Source organism: Paenibacillus sp. HJGM_3, assembly GCF_045062745.1.
Lineage (GTDB): Bacteria > Bacillota > Bacilli > Paenibacillales > NBRC-103111 > Paenibacillus_AA.
In genome coordinates this window covers 153,938-171,124 of record NZ_JBJGED010000011.1, presented here as the reverse complement: position 1 = coordinate 171,124, position 17,187 = coordinate 153,938, and the positions used below count along the sequence as shown (strand labels likewise).

Below are 17,187 nucleotides of genomic sequence, written 5' to 3'. Positions count from 1 at the left end.
TAATCGGGTCGAGGGTTGCCGCCATATCGGCGAGAGTTGCGAGGTGCAGGATGGAAGTCAAACAATGGTACATGGAATATAAAATTCATAAGAACCGCCCGGGTTTGCTAGGCGATATCGCTTCTTTGATGGGGATGCTAGAAGTCAACATTATGACGATCAACGGGGTCGAGGACAAAACCCGCGGCATGCTCTTGCAAACGAATGATGATGAAAAAATCGAATTAATGGGTAAAATGTTGAAAAAAGTGGATAATATAACCGTAACCGCTTTGCGTACCCCGAAACTTGTCGATATTTTGGCGGTCCGTCACGGGCGTTACATCGAGCGCGATTCCGACGACCGCAAGACGTTTCGGTTCACACGGGACGAACTTGGGCTGCTGGTCGATTTTCTGGGGGAAATTTGCAAGCGGGAAGGCAACCAGGTGATCGGGCTGAGAGGGATGCCGCGTGTCGGCAAGACGGAATCGATCATCGCCGGCAGCGTGTGCGCGCAGAAGCGATGGACGTTCGTCTCCTCCACTTTGTTGCGTCAAACGGTGCGAAGCCAGCTGTCGGAGGACGAGATGAACCCGCACAACGTGTTCATCATCGATGGAATCGTCTCCACGATGCGCTCGAACGAGAAGCACTACGGGCTGCTGCGCGAAATCATGCGCATGCCTTCGACGAAAGTCATCGAACACCCGGACATTTTTATCCGCGAATCCGAATACACATATGAGAATTTCGATTATATTATCGAGCTGAGGAACAACCCGGAAGAAGAAATCTCGTACGAGAGCATCATTAATATCGATCAAGAGCCTGGCTTCTAAGAGCTGCCGGGCTTCCTCGGATCGGCCACCATCATCATCGAGCGGCGCGAAGGAGGTGTGGACACAGTGTCGGAATTGGGTCAGCTGTTGAAAAAAGCGCGAATGGACAACGACATCTCGCTGGACAAGCTGGAGGAAATGACGAAAATTCGTAAGCGGTATCTGGAAGCGATCGAGACCGGGGAGTATAAAATCTTGCCGGGGAGCTTCTATGTCCGAGCGTTTATCAAGAGCTATGCGGAGGCGGTCGGCCTAGATCCGAATGAAGTGCTAGGCTTGTACAAGAGCGTCATTCCCGCCCCGACGGTCGAGACGACGGTCGAACCGATCCGCCGCAAAAAGACACACGCCCGGAACTCGGATAAAATCAGCAAGTGGGCCTCCACGATTCTGATGCTCGCCTTCGTCATGCTGATTTTGGGCGTGCTCTATTATTTCATTTCCCAGTCCTACGAGGGAGATACGAAGAAGCAAGTCGACGAAACGGACAAAATTACGGAGAAGAGCGAGCCGGACAGCAAGCCCGCTACCGACGGAGGAGCGTTGAACGCTTCAGGTAATAAGCCAACGGCGACGCCTACCCCGGTGCCGACGCCGACACCGGCTGCGCCGGTTCTGACGCTCGTGCGAAGCGAGGGCAGCACCGATTATTATTCGCTCACGGGTGCGGATAAATTGACGATCAATTATACAACCAAGGGGGAAGAATGCTGGCTTCGGATTGATAAGATAGTGCCGGTCTCGGAAGGGAAAACGGAACGACAGGGGCTCGAGACGAAATTGTACAAAAAAGGCGAGACCCGGGAGTGGGTATCCGACATGAGCGTGTACATCACGGTCGGCTTGCCCGCGGCGGCGGATCTTCTGGTGAATGGGACGCCTCTTACGTTTGCCGATCAGAAAAACGCCCGCAACGTCATCATCGAGCTGAACAAATCGGTGTAGCGGATACATACCCGGGAAGCCGGTTGGACATTCTATCACTAAGCCGTATTATAACTTACGCAAAGTGAGGTTTTCCGACATGGCCGCCAGCTGGGTCGTCACCATCTTGGGCGTGATCGCGAGTTTGCTGGGCTGGTATTTGACCCCGAACGCTTGGGGATACGGGATACTAGGCTTCGGACTCGCCTTTATCGTGCTCGGGATCATCTATATGTTCCGCATGCCGGTGCGCCACCGGTAAAGGACGGGACGTTAGTCTCATGGAAAGCATCCGCGCGGAGTTGGATGCTTTTTTGGCGTTTTAGAGGCTTGTCCGATTTTGACACCCTCCGGGCGTTATATTATACTTGTAAAGATAAAGCTAGACACAGGACAGGTATACCAGTTGGGGGATTGACATGTCGGAAAAAGTAAAAGTGGTTACGCTGGGCTGCGAGAAAAATACGGTCGACTCCGAGATTATGTCCGGCTTAATCCATCAGAGGGGCTTTTCCTTAGTACAAGAACCCGAGGAAGCCACAGTCATTATCGTCAATACGTGCGGCTTCATCGACGCGGCCAAGGAAGAGTCGGTCAATACGATCCTGGAGATGGCGGAGCTGAAGCAATCGGCCAAATTGAAAGCGTTAATCGTTTCGGGTTGTCTTACGCAGCGGTACAAGCAGCAGCTCATGGACGAGATGCCGGAGATTGACGGGATCGTCGGCACGGGGGATTTTCACAACATTACCTCTATCGTGGATGAAGCTCTCCGGGGGAAAAAGCCCGCTCTAGTCGGGAATCCGGTATTCAATTACGAGGCGGCGCTGCCTAGGCTGATGAGTACCCCTCGCTACACGGCATACGTGAAGATCGCCGAAGGCTGCGACAATGCGTGCACGTTCTGCAGCATTCCGATCATGCGCGGCCAATTCCGCAGCCGGAGCATCGAGTCGATCGTAGCGGAAGTGCAGCAACTCGCTTCGCAAGGCGTGCGGGAGATCAGCCTGATCGCTCAGGATTCGACGAACTACGGGACGGATCTGTACGACACGTTTATGCTGCCGACGCTGATGAACCGGGTGAGCGAAGTGCCGGGCATCGAATGGGTGCGGCTGCATTATGCGTATCCGGGCTTCTTCACGGACGAGCTCATCGAGACGATGGCCACGAACTCGAAGATTTGCAACTATATCGACATGCCGCTGCAGCATAGCGAGGACACGATTCTGAAGCGGATGCGCCGTCCCGGACGCCAGCGCGATGCGCGGGAGCTGGTGGCGAAGATTCGGGCACGCATTCCGGGCGTCGCCCTGAGGACCTCCATTATAGTAGGCTTCCCGGGCGAGACGGACGAAGACTTCGACCGGCTGTGCGACTTCGTGAGAGAGATGAAGTTCGACCGGCTGGGCGTCTTCACCTATTCCCAGGAAGAGGATACGCCGGCGTCGCGGCTCCCGAACCAAGTCCCGGACGAGGTCAAGGAATGGCGGGCCAATACGCTTATGGAGATTCAGCGCGGAATCGCGAACGAGCAGAACGGCAAGCGCATCGGCGAAGAGCTGGACGTCTTGATCGAACGGTACGACGGACGGAGCGACGTCTATGTCGGCCGGACCCAATACGACGCTCCGGATGTCGACGGGGAAGTATTCGTAACCAAGTGCAGGAGCGGCATCGGCGAGTTGCAGAAGGTGCGGATCACACACTCGTATGAGTACGACTTGTCCGGGGAGGGAATCGCATGAATCTGGCCAACCGTATAACGCTGGCGAGGATATTCCTCGTCCCCGTCATCATGTTCTTCCTGCTCGTGAAGCTGGATCTGCCGCCGATCAAGATCGAACAGTTCAGCATCACTTATAACCAGATCATCGCGGTGCTCATCTTTATCATCGCGGCGAGTACGGACAGCCTGGACGGCTATATCGCCCGCAGCCGGAAGATGGTGACGAGCCTCGGCATGCTGCTCGATCCGCTCGCGGACAAGCTGCTCGTCTCGGCGGTGCTCATTTCCCTCGTGGATATGGGGAAGCTGGATGCGTGGATCGCGATTGTCATCATCAGCCGGGAGTTCGCGGTGACCGGGCTGCGGATGGTCGGACTGCAGCAAAACAAACCGATCATCTCGGCGAGCCTCTGGGGCAAATGGAAGACCGGGATCCAGATTACGGCGATTATCGCCCTGTTGATCAATAACTTTCCGTTTACGTATATCGGGCTGCCTTTCGACGTAATTGCCAGTTGGGCGGCCGCGATAATCACGGTATACTCCGGCATCGATTACTTCTTGAAAAACAAAACGCTGCTGGACTTTTAGGGGACGCTCTTCGGGGCGATCCCTTTAACTTTATCCCCACAAAGCAAAGGGAAGCTCTCGTAGTGTATTCCTAGTACTTTGCGAGGGCCCCAGAAACACTTTGAAAACCATTCTAGAGGAGAGAGACGGATGAGAGCGGAGATTATTGCAGTAGGGACCGAGCTGCTGCTGGGGCAAATCGTCAATACAAATGCGCAGTATTTGGCCAAAGGGTGCGCGGATTTAGGGATCAACGTGTATTTTCAGACGGTGGTGGGCGACAACCTGCAGCGGATCAAGCAAGCGTTCGACATCGCCCGCGGGCGGGCGGACGTCATCCTGTGTACCGGCGGGCTTGGGCCGACGCAGGACGACCTGACTAAGGACGCGCTCGCTGTGTATCTAGGGCGCTCTCTGTACATTCATCAACCGTCTATGGATAAAATCGAGCATGTGTTCGCATCGCGAGGGATGGAGATGGTCGCGAGCAACGCTCGCCAAGCGAACCTGCTGGAGGGCAGCGAGCCGCTGACGAACGATACCGGACTTGCGGTAGGGGCCGCCATCACGCAGGACGGGACGCACTACCTGCTGCTGCCGGGTCCGCCGAAGGAAATGAAGCCGATGTTCGACCGCTACGTCCGACCATGGCTGCAAGTTCGTCTGACCGGCGTACTGCCGCTGCACTCGAAGATGCTCAAGTTCTCCGGGATCGGTGAGTCGAGTCTTGAGCACAAGCTGATCGATCTGATCGACGGGCAGCAGGACCCGTCACTCGCGCCGTACGCGAAGGAAGGCGAATGCACGATTCGGCTCACTACGCGCGCCGCTACGCCCGAGGAAGGCATGGCGAAGCTCGCCGCGGTCGAGGCGGTCATTCGCGAACGCGTCGGCGAATACTTGTTCGCCGAGGAGGACATCAGCCTCGAGCAGCAGCTCGTCCGTCAGATGACCGAGCGCGGACTCACGCTTAGCGCTGCCGAGAGCTGCACCGGCGGCCTTCTGGCCGAGCTGCTGACGGCGGTGCCGGGCAGCTCGGCAATGTTCCGCGGCGGCGTTGTGTGCTACAGCAACGCCCTGAAGCATGCGCTGCTCGGCGTGCCGCTCGAGCTGCTCGAAGGGCCCGGCGCGCCGGGCGCGGTCAGCGCCGAGACGGCCGCGCGGCTCGCCGAAGGCGCACGCGAGCGGGCGGACGCCGACTTCGCGCTCGCGATCACCGGCGTCGCCGGGCCTTCCGAGTCCGAGGGCAAGCCCGTCGGACTCGTCTTTCTCGGCGTGGCCGAGCGCGGGCGGCCGGCGGCGACGCATCGGCTGCAGCTGAGCGGCGGCCGGGAGATCATCCGGCTGCGCGCGGCGAAGGCGGCGCTGTATCAGCTGTGGCAGCGGCTGAAGGGCTGATGCTCGCGAGAACACGCTTGCCACTTGGCGGGAGCTGCAGTATAATGAATAGGAACTGACGGAAGGACCGCGGTAAAGTATCGATACTTTGCTGCGGTTTTTTGTTTGAACGCCGCGGCCGTCGAGGTGTTGCGAAAAAAATACGAATATATGTTCGGAAAATGATTGCCAACGGAGAAAAAAACAGGTATCATATACCTAAAGCGAATGATTGCAAGGAATAACTACTAAAACAAAATTCAATTGAATTCCTAAGAAGGAAGTGAGTGGCTTGTCAGATCGTCGTGCTGCACTAGAGAACGCCTTGCGCCAAATTGAGAAGCAATTCGGTAAAGGCTCGATTATGAAATTGGGAGAATCCACGCATATGCAGGTGGAGACGATTCCGAGCGGCTCGCTTGCGCTCGACATCGCACTCGGCATCGGCGGATTCCCGCGCGGAAGAATTATCGAAGTATACGGACCGGAATCGTCCGGTAAGACGACGGTTGCCCTGCACGCCATTGCCGAAGTGCAGCGCGTCGGCGGACAAGCCGCCTTCATCGACGCCGAGCATGCGCTCGATCCTCTGTATGCGAGCAAGCTTGGCATCAACATCGACGAGCTGCTGCTGTCTCAGCCGGACACGGGTGAGCAGGCGCTCGAGATCGCCGAGGCGCTCGTGCGCAGCGGCGCGGTTGACATCATCGTCATCGACTCGGTCGCCGCGCTCGTCCCGAAGGCGGAGATCGAGGGAGACATGGGGGATTCTCATGTCGGCTTGCAGGCCCGCTTGATGTCTCAGGCGCTCCGCAAGCTGTCCGGGGCGATCAACAAGTCGAAGGTCATCGCCATCTTCATCAACCAGCTTCGCGAGAAGGTCGGCGTCATGTTCGGTAATCCCGAGACGACGCCAGGGGGCCGCGCGCTCAAGTTCTATTCCTCCGTCCGTCTCGATGTGCGGCGGGTGGAGTCGATCAAGATGGGGAACGACGTGGTCGGGAACCGGACGAGGATCAAGGTCGTGAAGAACAAGGTGGCGCCTCCGTTCAAGCAAGCCGACATCGATATTATGTACGGCGAAGGCATTTCCAAGGAAGGCAGCATCATCGACATCGGCACGGAGATGGACATCGTCCAGAAGAGCGGCGCCTGGTACTCGTTCGATGGCGAGCGACTCGGTCAAGGCCGTGAGAATGCGAAGCAGTTCCTGAAAGAGAACACGGAGATCTCCGACCAGATTGAGAAGAAGATTCGGTCGATGAGCAATCTAGTCACTTCGATCCCGGCCAACGTGGATGACGAAGAGGAAGAAGAAGATTTGGCTGCGTTTGAATAAGGACGTGGTGATAGAGCGCCCCTTTGCTTCAAGGCAGAGGGGCGCTTTTTAGTATTGAGTTCAGAGGAGGGCAACAGCACGATGACATTCAAGCGGGGACGAGGGCGCAAACGCTATGAGGGCCTGGAGTTGCCGAGCGAAGAGCTCCAGCCGAACGAGGAACAGAAGACACCACTCGAAGGAATGATCACCGCGGTCGAACGGCATCCTAGGAAGGTGAACCGGTATCAAGTTTATATTAATGAAGCATTAGCCTTTACGGTACATGAAGATGTGCTGGTCGAATATCGGTTGTTCCGAGGCCAGTCGATCGATGCCGCTACGGCACTGGCGATCCAGGCGGACGTGAAGCGTCATGCTGCTTGGTCGGACGCGCTCGCCTATATAGGGAGAAGGCCGAGAGCGCTGCGCGAGGTGAAGCTCTATCTGAAGCGGAAAGGTCACGGCGAGAGCGACTGCGAAGCCGCTGTACGGCGCCTCGAGGAGCAAGGATACGCCAACGATGCCCAGTTCGCTTCGCAGATGGCCGAGCATCGCATGCTCGAGCAGCGGAAGGGCCGCCGATGGGTGCAGCAAGAGCTGCAGCAAAAGGGCGTGAAGCGCGATGTGATTCAGGAGGCGCTCACTCAGGTGACGCCTGAGGAAGAGCAGGAGGCGGCACGGCAACTGGCCGAGCGGCGCTGGCAATCGATGTCCGGCGCGCCGCAGGACAAGCGGCGCAAGCTGGCGGCATTCCTGATGCGCCGAGGGTATACGGCCTCGATGGTGAACGGCATCCTCCGCGAGCTGATGGCGAACGAGCCTGCGGACGAATCGGAAGAGATGTGGGAGCCCGAAGAAGATATGAGCTTGGATTGAAACCGAATGAACGCGTTTTATCCAATTTGAATTTAAAGTGCATAGGTTTAGTCGGATATACGCCCGTTTCATGGTTGTTCATAGGCGGATGCCTAAAGATTCCTCCGATCTTTATTCCAAAATGATTAAAAGTGAGGTATACTTATCTTAACTTCATCAGTTTGGGAGAGGATTGGGGAGCCATGAACCAACATAGGGGGAACTGGAAGTCGTATTTACAACTGTTCTGGACCTTTTTCCGCATCAGTCCGCTTTCCTTCGGCGGCGGATTCGCCATGGTGCCGGTGTTCGAACGGGAATTCGTACAGACGAAGCGATGGGTGACGAGTGATGAGCTGGCCGATATTCTGGCCGCTTCCCAGACGATTCCGGGCGCTGTCGCCCTGAACAGCTCGGCTATGATCGGGCATCGCCTCTATGGTGTAGCAGGTGCGATAGCGGCGATGGCGGGTATGCTGCTGCCGACGTTCCTGATCGTACTGGGCCTGGGGATCGGATTCTCCAGCTTGCAGCACCATGTCAAGGTACAAGCGGCACTGGAAGGCATCCGGCCAGCGATCGTAGCTTTAATCGTCTACGCAGGCGTACGGATCTATAAAACTTCCATTTCGGATAAAACTTCGATTCTATTAATGGCGATTACCGCGGTTGTGCTGCTGATGCAGTGGGTATCCCCTACGCTTGTCATCCTAGTCGGGGGGCTCATCGGCATGGCGGTCTTCTTCATGCAAGCAAAGCTGGGTAAACAACCGACCGCACCTATGGCGCGAGCGCGCTATGTCCAGGACGATTCCTTCTTTGGAGATGGGATCTGATGAACATAGGACATCTCGTCGAGCTGTTTCTAACCTTCGTCAAAATCGGCTTCGTCTCCTTCGGCGGCGGCTACTCCATGATGCCGGTCATCGAGCATGAGGTCGTCGCCAGGAACTGGATGAACGCGCGCGAGTTTTCTGATATGATTGCCATATCGGGAATGTCGCCAGGACCGATCGCCGCGAACAGCGCGGTCATTGTAGGATATCACACGGCAGGCGTCCTGGGCGCGATCGTCGCAGCACTCGGCATCGTGATGCCGTCCCTGCTGCTGGTCGTCATCGTGGGCCTCGTTATCGCCCGCTATCGGAGCCAAGCCTGGATGGATCTCGCTTTCAGCGGGTTGCGGCCGATCGTAGCGGCCTTTATTTTCTATGCGGCCGTCCGGTTCGCGCTCGGAAGCGGCGCCATCCAGCGTGTGGACATCCATCTGGTCGGATTTCTCGTCATCTTCGCCGGAGCCTTTATCGCGCTGCTGAAGTACAAGACGCATCCCTTGATCGTGATACTGCTCTCCGGATTGGTAGGAGTGGCGTTATATGTATAAGCTTGGAGACCGGATCTCCACTAAGAAAGCAAAAGAATTATTCGGAGCGATCCGCAAGCAAGCGACGGTGTCGAAGCTCGATCTGTTGGAGCAGAGCGGCCTGACGTCCAGCACGCTCACTCGTATGCTGGACGAGCTGATCGAGGGCGGCTGGATCGAGGAGGGCGGCCACGGCGAATCGTCGGGCGGGCGCAGACCGGTGCTGTACCGGGTCCGCCGCGACGCGGCTTACGCGTTCGGTCTGGATATATCCCGCGCCGCGAGCAAGCTCGTCTTGTGCGACTTGCAGCTGGATCAGCTGGATTCCGTCTATTGGGAAATGACCGAGCGGATGACTTCGGCTGTGCTCGTCGAGCAGGTGGCGGAGGCGATCGGCCGGCTGCAAGAAAAGCACCGGCTGCCCACGGAGCGTTTGCTCGGCATCGGGATCGGCTCCGTAGGGCCGCTCGACCGGGGGAAGGGAACGATTCTGAACCCTTCCTATTTCCCTGCGCCCGGGTGGCATCAAGTGCCGATCGTGGCGATGCTGGAGCAGGCGACCGATCTGCCCGTCGTCCTGGATAACGGCGCCAATACGGCGCTGCTCGCCGAATATTGGGCCGGCTCGCCGAATGAGTACCGGCACCTGCTGTACGTCCGCGCCGGCGTCGGACTGCGCTCCGCTATGATCTCGAACGGGCAGCTCGTCTACGGTGCCGTCGATATGGAGGGCTCGATCGGGCAGATGATTATCCAGACCGACGGGCGCCCGCATCGGGAGAGGCCGCACGTCTATGGCTGCCTCGAGTCTTATGTGTCGATCCCGGTGCTGGAGGATCAAGCCCGTTCCTTGCTGAAGCAAGGGAGGCGCAGCGTACTGTCCGAGATTGTCACAGACCCGGAACACGTGGAGTTCAGCCATTTGCTGCACGCGCTGCGTCAGGACGACCGTCTCGTGACGGAGCTGTTTTTGCAGGCGGCTACTTATTTTGGGATCGGGTTGTCCAATCTGATGAACATCCTGCATCCCGAACGCATCATTCTCGGGGGTCCTCTGATCACGAGCAATGAGCTGTTTTACCAGACGAGCACACAGGTGGCGCTCAAGAACACGATGTACTATCCGGCCTATCCGGTCTCCTTCAGCAGGGGGCGATTGTCCGACGAAGCGCTCGCCGTAGGGGCCGCGGCCATGATCGTGAATCAGTTGTCCGAGTAGCGTCGCGGAGAGGCACGGCCCCGGCTGTATGAACTTGACAATCTTCTTTGGCAGAAGCTAAAATAGGCATGAGCATCATCTAGTTTCGCCACATATTGAATCGTTGTTGCTTGACCCGCGAATTACAATGAAATACGGATTAAAAACCGAATATCCCAAGCTAACCCCTTGGAGGACCAACGAGGGAGGTGAACGAGTTGCCTAACACGATCATCTGGATCATCATTGTTCTCGTTGTTGGTGTACTGGGCTTTGGGATTGGTTATTTTATCCGCAAATCTTTTGCTGAGGCGAAAATTTCCAGTGCGGAACAGGCAGCCCTGCAAATTATAGAGGGCGCTAAGAAAGACGCCGACGCACTGAAGAAAGAATCGGTGCTGGAAGCGAAGGACGAGATTCACAAGCTTCGCGCCGAAGCTGAAAAAGACATTCGTGAGCGTCGGAATGAAATTCAACGGCAAGAAAGACGATTGTTGCAAAAAGAGGAATCGCTGGATAAAAAGTTAGAATCTCTAGAGCGCAAAGAAGAGCAGGTCACCAACAAAGAGAAACGAATTGAAGACACGCAGTCTCAGATCGACCAGCTGTACCGCAGCCAAGTCGCAGAACTGGAGCGCATCTCCGGCCTGACGATGGAAGAGGCGAAGCAGATCATCCTGACCAACGTGGAGCAGGAAGTGCGGCATGAGACGGCGCAATTGATTAAGGAAATCGAGAGCCAGGCCAAGGAAGAGGCGGACAAGCGCGCCCGCGAAGTGATCACCCTCGCGATTCAGCGCTGCGCGGCCGATCACGTGGCTGAGACGACCGTATCGGTCGTGACGCTCCCGAATGAAGAAATGAAGGGCCGCATTATCGGACGCGAAGGCCGGAACATCCGGGCGCTAGAGACGTTGACGGGAATCGACCTCATCATCGACGACACGCCGGAAGCGGTGATTCTGTCCGGATTCGACCCGATCCGCCGGGAGATTGCCCGGACGTCGCTCGAGAAGCTGGTGGCGGACGGTCGGATTCATCCGGCCCGGATCGAAGAGATGGTCGAGAAGTCGCGGAAGGAAGTCGACGAGCGGATTCGCGAATACGGCGAACAGGCTACGTTCGAGACCGGAGTTCACGGGTTGCACCCGGATTTGATCAAGATTTTGGGTCGCCTGAAATTCCGGACAAGCTATGGACAAAACGTATTGAAGCATTCCATGGAAGTCGCCTATCTGACCGGGCTGATGGCCGGAGAATTGGGAGAAGACGTCACGTTGGCGAAGCGTGCCGGCCTGCTCCACGATATCGGCAAAGCGTTGGACCACGAAGTGGAAGGGTCTCACGTCGAGATCGGCGTCGAGATCGGCAGGAAGTACAAGGAACATCCGGTCGTCATCAACAGTATCGCGTCCCACCACGGCGATTGCGAGGCCACTTCGGTCATCGCCATGCTCGTCGGAGCGGCGGACGCGTTGTCGGCGGCTAGACCGGGAGCTCGTCGGGAGACCCTCGAGACGTACATCAAGCGACTCGAGAAGCTCGAAGAGATCACCGAATCGTTCGACGGGGTGGAGAAGTCATATGCCATCCAGGCCGGACGCGAAGTACGCGTGATGGTACAGCCGGAGAAGATCGATGACGCGGAAGCGTTCCGACTCGCTCGGGACATCACGAAGAAGATCGAAAGCGAATTGGACTATCCGGGTCACATCAAGGTGACCGTCATCCGGGAAACCCGGGCAGTCGAATATGCCAAATAAGATCAGCACGAGGAGAAGTGGCAGAAGCCACTTCTCGTTTGCTTTTCCAAACACGAACAGGGGTTGAACAGCATTCGCGTATTATTTATTGGAGACATTGTGGGGGCGGCGGGCCGAAGAGCGCTTAAGGAATCGCTGCCAGAGCTGAGAAGCAAGCATAACCCGCACGTCATTATCGTGAACGGGGAGAATGCGGCCGGCGGCCGGGGCATTACGGCGGCGATCGCCAAGGAGTTCTTCGACCAGGGCGTGCACGGCATTACGCTTGGCAATCATACGTGGGACAATAAGGACATCTTCGACTTCATCGACCGGGAGGAGCGCATGGTGCGCCCGGCCAATTATCCGCCGGGGACGCCGGGCCGAGGTGTGGCCGTGGTGAAGGGCCTGTCGAAGGAGCTGGTCATTGTCAACGTGCAAGGACGCACCTTCCTTCCGCCGCTCGATTGTCCGTTCCAGACGATGGATGCGATTCTGGAGAAGCTAAAGAAGAATCACAAGCACATCTTGGTGGACTTCCATGCCGAAGCCACTTCGGAGAAGATCGCTATGGGGTGGTACTTGGACGGCAGAGTCTCCGCGGTAGTCGGCACCCATACGCATGTGCAGACGCATGACGAACGGATTTTGCCGCAGGGAACCGCTTATGTGACCGATGTGGGCATGGTCGGCGGGCGGGACGGCATCCTTGGCATGGAGCGGACCGCCGTGCTGCAGAAGTTCAAGACCGGGCTGCCGGTTCGGTTCACGGCGGATGAGGGCAAATGGCAGTTTCACGCTGTTGTGATCGAGCTGGACGACGAGACCGGGCTGTCGAAGAAAATTGAGCTCATCCGCCGGTTCGAGACGGAGACCGTCTGGGCGTGATTCAAGGGCTCGTCGCAACCGCCTTGGGACAAAAGGAATGAAATGCTGCTGACCGGAATAGAGTTAGTAGTGGAATCAATCCAACATTCCCGAGGAGGTAACGAGTTCATGGATGTATTAAAAGTTTCAGCAAAGTCCAACCCTAACTCCGTAGCAGGGGCGTTAGCGGGCGTGCTCCGCGAACGCGGAGGGGCCGAGCTTCAAGCGATAGGGGCAGGGGCGCTCAATCAAGCCATCAAAGCGGTAGCGATCGCGAGGGGATTCGTCGCGCCGAGCGGAGTGGATCTGATTTGCATCCCTGCTTTTACCGATATAGTCATTGACGGGGAGGATCGGACCGCGATCAAACTTATCGTCGAACCCCGCTGAGCATAGCGGATGCAGGGCTTAAGCATGGCGGAGGGGCCAGGGATGGCGATTGATTTCCATGTACAGGGGCAGCGAACGCGCGTACGGTCGCGTATCATAGATGCAGGAAGAGAAGACGTCGCGTGAGACGTTTTTCTTTTGTGTATATGAATACATAAACGGAATTGAATTGGAGAGGCGGGATCCGACATGCAAGTGATCGATGCGCACTGCGATCTGCTAAGCAAGCTGCTGCTGAATCCGAAGCTGGATATAGCGGACGAGGCGTCCGGGCTGGACGTGACCCTTACAAAATGGAAGAAATCCAACGTAAAGCTGCAGTGGCTGGCCATCTGGCTCCCCGAGAGTCTGGAGCATGGAACGTTCCAGGACGTGCTGCGCTGCATCGACTTATACGACTCTCACGTCGCGAAGCATCCGGAAGTAGCCCTCGTGCGCACGCGGGACGATCTGCAGCATTTGGAGGGGGAAGGGCGGATCGGGACGCTGCTGGCATTGGAAGGAGCCGACGCACTGGCGGGCAACCTGGCGCATCTCCGGACGTTGTACAAGCTCGGCGTGCGGTCCCTCGGGCTTACATGGAACTACGCGAATTGGGCGGCAGACGGAGTGCTGGAGCCGCGCCAGGGCGGATTTACTAGAAAAGGCCGAGCGCTTGTTAAAGAATGCGAACGGCTGGGTATACTGATAGATGTGTCACATTTATGTGAGCCTGCCTTCTGGGAGCTGACCGAGCTGTCGGACCGTCCTTTTCTCGCCTCTCATTCGAATTCGTTTACCATTTGCGGCCATCCGCGCAATTTGAAGGACGATCAGATCGAAGCGATTGTTCAAAGGAACGGAATGATAGGTTTGAATTTTTACCCGCCGTTCATCGCACGAGGGACCCCGGCTACAATCGACGATTTGCTGAGGCATGTGGAGCGGTTTTGCGAACTGGGCGCCGAGCGGCATCTGGGTCTAGGTTCCGATTACGACGGGATCGATATTAAAGTGCCGGGGCTTGAGCATGCGGGGTGCTTTGGGAACCTGATTGAAGCGTTGTTGAAAAGGTTCAGCGAGGAGCAAGCCGAGCAGTTTATGCATCGGAATTGGCAGCGTTTTCTTGCTCGAGAGCTTCCGGAAGCCTAAATCGCAATAGAAACCAAAATGAGAATGCTATAAAACGAATCAATCTAATCCCGAGATGGATTCAATCGAAAAATACTATGTTTTACACGGGTCGAATATTCTTGCATTTTGACGGGTGAAGTCATAAAATTTGGTTGACACAAGATGTTAAGAATTTGTTACGCCACACAAAATGTTGCTGAGGAACTAGTTCAAAGGAGTGGAAGTTGTGATTAGTCAATTGTCATGGAAGATCGGCGGGCAACAAGGGGAAGGTGTGGAAAGTACGGATCGGATTTTCTCGACCGCTCTGAACCGTCTTGGTTATTATTTGTACGGGTACCGTCATTTCTCCTCGAGAATCAAGGGCGGCCATACGAATAATAAAATCCGCATCAGTACCACACCAATGCGAGCCATTTCCGACGACTTGGATATCTTGGTCGCGTTCGACCAGGAGAGCATCGATCTGAACGTGCATGAGCTTCGTCCCGGCGGCGTAGTTGTTGCCGATGCGAAGTTCAACCCAACGATTCCGGAAGGAGTTAATGCACGTCTGTTCCCGGTGCCTATCACAGCGATCGCTGAAGAACTCGGCACATCTCTAATGAAGAACATGGTTGCTTCCGGCGCATCCTGGGCTCTGCTCGGACTGCCATTGGAAGTTTTCAATAAAGCGGTAGAAGAAGAATTCGGCCGGAAGGGTCCGGCTGTCGTAGAGAAGAACATCGACGCGGTTGCACGCGGCGCGAATTTCGTCCTGGAGCTCGCGGGCGGTCCGCTCAAGGAATTCGAACTGGCTCCTGCCGACGGCAAGCAAAAGCTGTTCATGATCGGCAACGATGCCATCGGCTTGGGCGCCATCGCCGCAGGCTGCCGCTTCATGCCTGCTTACCCGATTACGCCGGCTTCCGAGATTATGGAATATTTGATCAAGCGACTGCCTAAGTTCGGCGGTACGGTGATCCAGACCGAAGACGAGATCGCAGCCGTCACGATGGCGATCGGCGCCAACTACGGAGGCGTGCGCTCCTTGACCGCTTCCGCAGGTCCCGGCTTGTCGCTCATGACCGAAGCGATCGGCCTGTCCGGCATGACCGAGACGCCGGTCGTCATCATCAACACGCAGCGCGGCGGTCCGTCCACAGGCTTGCCGACGAAGCAAGAGCAATCCGACTTGAACGCGATGGTGTACGGCACCCACGGAGAAATTCCGAAGGTTGTCATCGCGCCTAGCACGATCGAAGAGTGCTTCTACGACATGATCGAAGCGTTCAACATCGCCGATCAATACCAAGTGCCGGTCATTGTCATGACCGACCTGCAGCTGTCCCTCGGGAAGCAATCGTCCGAGCTGCTCGACTACGACAAGATCGTCATCGATCGCGGCAACGTGGCGAAGGACTTGCCGCCTCTCGAAGACGGCAAGCTGTTCAAGCGCTATGAGTTCACCGAGAGCGGCGTTTCCCCGCGCGTCATTCCGGGGGAGAAGGGCGGTCTGCACCATGTGACCGGCGTAGAGCACGACGAAACCGGACGTCCGTCCGAGAGCCCGGTTAACCGCAAGAACATGATGGATAAGCGTCTGAAAAAGCTGCAGGACGTTCAGACGAAGCTGACGAACGCGATCAAGGCCGATGCACCGAACGAGCAGCCGGATCTGCTGATCATCGGCATGGGCTCGACCGGCGGCACGATCGACGAAGCGAGAGCCCGTCTGGCGCAGGACGGCATGGCGACAAACCACGTGACCGTGCGTCTCATTCATCCGTTCCCGGCCGACATGCTCGCTCCTTACGTGGAGAAGGCGAAGAAAGTGCTCGTTATCGAGAATAACGCAACAGCCCAGCTGGCGGATCAGATTAAATTGCATGTCGGGTACTCCGACAAGATTCAAAGCATGCTGAAGTACGACGGAACTCCGTTCCTGCCATCGGAAATTCACAATCAGTGTAAGGAGCTGAAATAAGCAATGGCTACTTTAAAAGATTTCAGAAATAATGTGAAACCGAACTGGTGCCCGGGCTGCGGCGATTTCGCGGTTCAAGCGGCCATCCAGCGCGCAGCGGCTAACGTCGGGCTCGAGCCTGAGAATCTCGCGATTATCTCCGGGATCGGCTGTTCCGGCCGGATCTCGGGTTACATTAACTGCTACGGCTTCCACGGCATTCATGGCCGTTCGCTTCCCATCGCCCAGGGTGTGAAGATGGCGAACCGCGAGCTGACCGTCATCGCTTCCGGCGGCGACGGAGACGGCTTCGCGATCGGCATGGGCCACACCGTACATGCGATCCGCCGCAACATCGACATGACCTATATCGTCATGGATAATCAAATCTACGGACTTACGAAGGGTCAGAACTCGCCTCGCAGCGCGAAAGGCTTCATTAACTCGAAGTATACGCCGCAAGGCTCGATCGAGACCGAATTGGCTCCGCTGGAGATGGCGCTTGCCGCCGGGGCTACGTTCGTCGCTCAATCGTTCTCGAGCAACCTGAAGCAGCTGACGACGATTATCGAGGAAGGCATGAAGCACAAAGGCTTCTCGATGATCAACATCTTCAGCCCATGCGTAACCTTCAATAAGTTCAACACGTACGAGTGGTTCAAAGAGAACATCGTCGATCTGGACGACATTCCGGACTACGATCCGTCGAACCGCATTCAAGCCATGACGAAGCTGATGGAGACCAACGGCATGCTGACCGGGATCATCTATCAGAACAAGGAAAAGCAAAGCTACGAAGAGCTCGTGCCGGGCTTCCGTTCGGAGTCGCTGTCCAAGCAGGATCTGAAGCTGAGCGAAGCCGACTTCTCCAAGCTGGTCGCCGAGTTCAAGTAATAGATATAGAGGAGGGAGGCTGCGAGCGATTCGCAGCCTTCTTTTAGTTAAGTGATAAATGTCATATCGGGAACTCAT

General features: G+C 56.5%; 17 protein-coding genes. All 17 read left to right on the top strand.

Annotation, left to right across the window (positions count from 1 at the left end; genetic code table 11):
• Nucleotides 1-50: 50 nt before the first annotated feature.
• Nucleotides 51-821, top strand: a complete 771-nt coding sequence (locus ACI5FR_RS14610; protein WP_405455391.1) for a DUF3388 domain-containing protein — start codon at nucleotides 51-53, stop codon at nucleotides 819-821.
• 66 nt (nucleotides 822-887) lie between these two features.
• Complete coding sequence (locus ACI5FR_RS14605) at nucleotides 888-1,766, top strand: helix-turn-helix domain-containing protein (protein WP_405455390.1); 879 nt, start codon at nucleotides 888-890, stop codon at nucleotides 1,764-1,766.
• Between the two features lie 79 nt (nucleotides 1,767-1,845).
• Nucleotides 1,846-2,007 (top strand): hypothetical protein, encoded by a 162-nt coding sequence (locus ACI5FR_RS14600; protein ID WP_405455389.1) that lies wholly within the window; start codon nucleotides 1,846-1,848, stop codon nucleotides 2,005-2,007.
• A gap of 157 nt (nucleotides 2,008-2,164) precedes the next feature.
• Nucleotides 2,165-3,493 (top strand): 30S ribosomal protein S12 methylthiotransferase RimO, encoded by a 1,329-nt coding sequence (gene rimO / locus ACI5FR_RS14595; RefSeq protein WP_405455387.1) that lies wholly within the window; start codon nucleotides 2,165-2,167, stop codon nucleotides 3,491-3,493.
• Nucleotides 3,490-4,065, top strand: a complete 576-nt coding sequence (gene pgsA / locus ACI5FR_RS14590; protein WP_405455385.1) for a CDP-diacylglycerol--glycerol-3-phosphate 3-phosphatidyltransferase — start codon at nucleotides 3,490-3,492, stop codon at nucleotides 4,063-4,065. Before rimO ends, pgsA begins: the two co-directional genes overlap by 4 nt.
• Before the next feature lie 129 nt (nucleotides 4,066-4,194).
• A complete protein-coding gene (locus ACI5FR_RS14585) occupies nucleotides 4,195-5,442 on the top strand; it encodes a competence/damage-inducible protein A (RefSeq protein ID WP_405455383.1) in 1,248 nt (415 codons plus the stop codon).
• A 271-nt stretch (nucleotides 5,443-5,713) separates the two neighbouring features.
• Nucleotides 5,714-6,760: a recombinase RecA gene (gene recA, locus ACI5FR_RS14580; RefSeq protein ID WP_405455381.1), complete on the top strand. Its 1,047-nt coding sequence runs from the start codon at nucleotides 5,714-5,716 to the stop codon at nucleotides 6,758-6,760.
• An 81-nt stretch (nucleotides 6,761-6,841) separates the two neighbouring features.
• Nucleotides 6,842-7,618 (top strand): regulatory protein RecX, encoded by a 777-nt coding sequence (locus tag ACI5FR_RS14575; protein ID WP_405455380.1) that lies wholly within the window; start codon nucleotides 6,842-6,844, stop codon nucleotides 7,616-7,618.
• A 182-nt stretch (nucleotides 7,619-7,800) separates the two neighbouring features.
• Entirely contained in the window at nucleotides 7,801-8,433 is a 633-nt protein-coding gene (locus ACI5FR_RS14570) for a chromate transporter (RefSeq protein WP_405455378.1), read from the top strand.
• Complete coding sequence (locus ACI5FR_RS14565; RefSeq protein ID WP_405455376.1) at nucleotides 8,433-8,981, top strand: chromate transporter; 549 nt, start codon at nucleotides 8,433-8,435, stop codon at nucleotides 8,979-8,981. Before ACI5FR_RS14570 ends, ACI5FR_RS14565 begins: the two co-directional genes overlap by 1 nt.
• Nucleotides 8,974-10,179 carry an ROK family protein gene (locus tag ACI5FR_RS14560; protein WP_405455374.1) on the top strand — a complete coding sequence of 402 codons (1,206 nt, stop codon included), beginning with the start codon at nucleotides 8,974-8,976 and terminating at the stop codon, nucleotides 10,177-10,179. The genes ACI5FR_RS14565 and ACI5FR_RS14560 overlap by 8 nt, the downstream gene beginning before the upstream one ends.
• Nucleotides 10,180-10,376: 197 nt before the next feature.
• Nucleotides 10,377-11,921 carry a ribonuclease Y gene (rny, locus tag ACI5FR_RS14555; RefSeq protein WP_405455372.1) on the top strand — a complete coding sequence of 515 codons (1,545 nt, stop codon included), beginning with the start codon at nucleotides 10,377-10,379 and terminating at the stop codon, nucleotides 11,919-11,921.
• 72 nt (nucleotides 11,922-11,993) lie between these two features.
• Nucleotides 11,994-12,788 carry a TIGR00282 family metallophosphoesterase gene (locus tag ACI5FR_RS14550; protein ID WP_405455443.1) on the top strand — a complete coding sequence of 265 codons (795 nt, stop codon included), beginning with the start codon at nucleotides 11,994-11,996 and terminating at the stop codon, nucleotides 12,786-12,788.
• A gap of 108 nt (nucleotides 12,789-12,896) precedes the next feature.
• Nucleotides 12,897-13,157 carry a stage V sporulation protein S gene (locus ACI5FR_RS14545; protein ID WP_006036664.1) on the top strand — a complete coding sequence of 87 codons (261 nt, stop codon included), beginning with the start codon at nucleotides 12,897-12,899 and terminating at the stop codon, nucleotides 13,155-13,157.
• Between the two features lie 189 nt (nucleotides 13,158-13,346).
• Nucleotides 13,347-14,288: a dipeptidase gene (locus ACI5FR_RS14540; protein ID WP_405455369.1), complete on the top strand. Its 942-nt coding sequence runs from the start codon at nucleotides 13,347-13,349 to the stop codon at nucleotides 14,286-14,288.
• A gap of 208 nt (nucleotides 14,289-14,496) precedes the next feature.
• Nucleotides 14,497-16,236, top strand: a complete 1,740-nt coding sequence (locus ACI5FR_RS14535; protein ID WP_405455367.1) for a 2-oxoacid:acceptor oxidoreductase subunit alpha — start codon at nucleotides 14,497-14,499, stop codon at nucleotides 16,234-16,236.
• Between the two features lie 3 nt (nucleotides 16,237-16,239).
• A complete protein-coding gene (locus ACI5FR_RS14530) occupies nucleotides 16,240-17,109 on the top strand; it encodes a 2-oxoacid:ferredoxin oxidoreductase subunit beta (RefSeq protein ID WP_405455365.1) in 870 nt (289 codons plus the stop codon).
• Nucleotides 17,110-17,187 lie beyond the last annotated feature (78 nt).

Coding starts and splice junctions, on each gene's coding strand:
- ACI5FR_RS14545 (WP_006036664.1), top strand. CDS start 12,897: ATGGATGTATTAAAAGTTTCAGCAAAGTCCAACCCTAACTCCGTAGCA.
- ACI5FR_RS14540 (WP_405455369.1), top strand. CDS start 13,347: ATGCAAGTGATCGATGCGCACTGCGATCTGCTAAGCAAGCTGCTGCTG.
- ACI5FR_RS14585 (WP_405455383.1), top strand. CDS start 4,195: ATGAGAGCGGAGATTATTGCAGTAGGGACCGAGCTGCTGCTGGGGCAA.
- ACI5FR_RS14570 (WP_405455378.1), top strand. CDS start 7,801: ATGAACCAACATAGGGGGAACTGGAAGTCGTATTTACAACTGTTCTGG.
- ACI5FR_RS14530 (WP_405455365.1), top strand. CDS start 16,240: ATGGCTACTTTAAAAGATTTCAGAAATAATGTGAAACCGAACTGGTGC.
- ACI5FR_RS14575 (WP_405455380.1), top strand. CDS start 6,842: ATGACATTCAAGCGGGGACGAGGGCGCAAACGCTATGAGGGCCTGGAG.
- ACI5FR_RS14565 (WP_405455376.1), top strand. CDS start 8,433: ATGAACATAGGACATCTCGTCGAGCTGTTTCTAACCTTCGTCAAAATC.
- pgsA (WP_405455385.1), top strand. CDS start 3,490: ATGAATCTGGCCAACCGTATAACGCTGGCGAGGATATTCCTCGTCCCC.
- ACI5FR_RS14600 (WP_405455389.1), top strand. CDS start 1,846: ATGGCCGCCAGCTGGGTCGTCACCATCTTGGGCGTGATCGCGAGTTTG.
- ACI5FR_RS14610 (WP_405455391.1), top strand. CDS start 51: ATGGAAGTCAAACAATGGTACATGGAATATAAAATTCATAAGAACCGC.
- rimO (WP_405455387.1), top strand. CDS start 2,165: ATGTCGGAAAAAGTAAAAGTGGTTACGCTGGGCTGCGAGAAAAATACG.
- ACI5FR_RS14560 (WP_405455374.1), top strand. CDS start 8,974: ATGTATAAGCTTGGAGACCGGATCTCCACTAAGAAAGCAAAAGAATTA.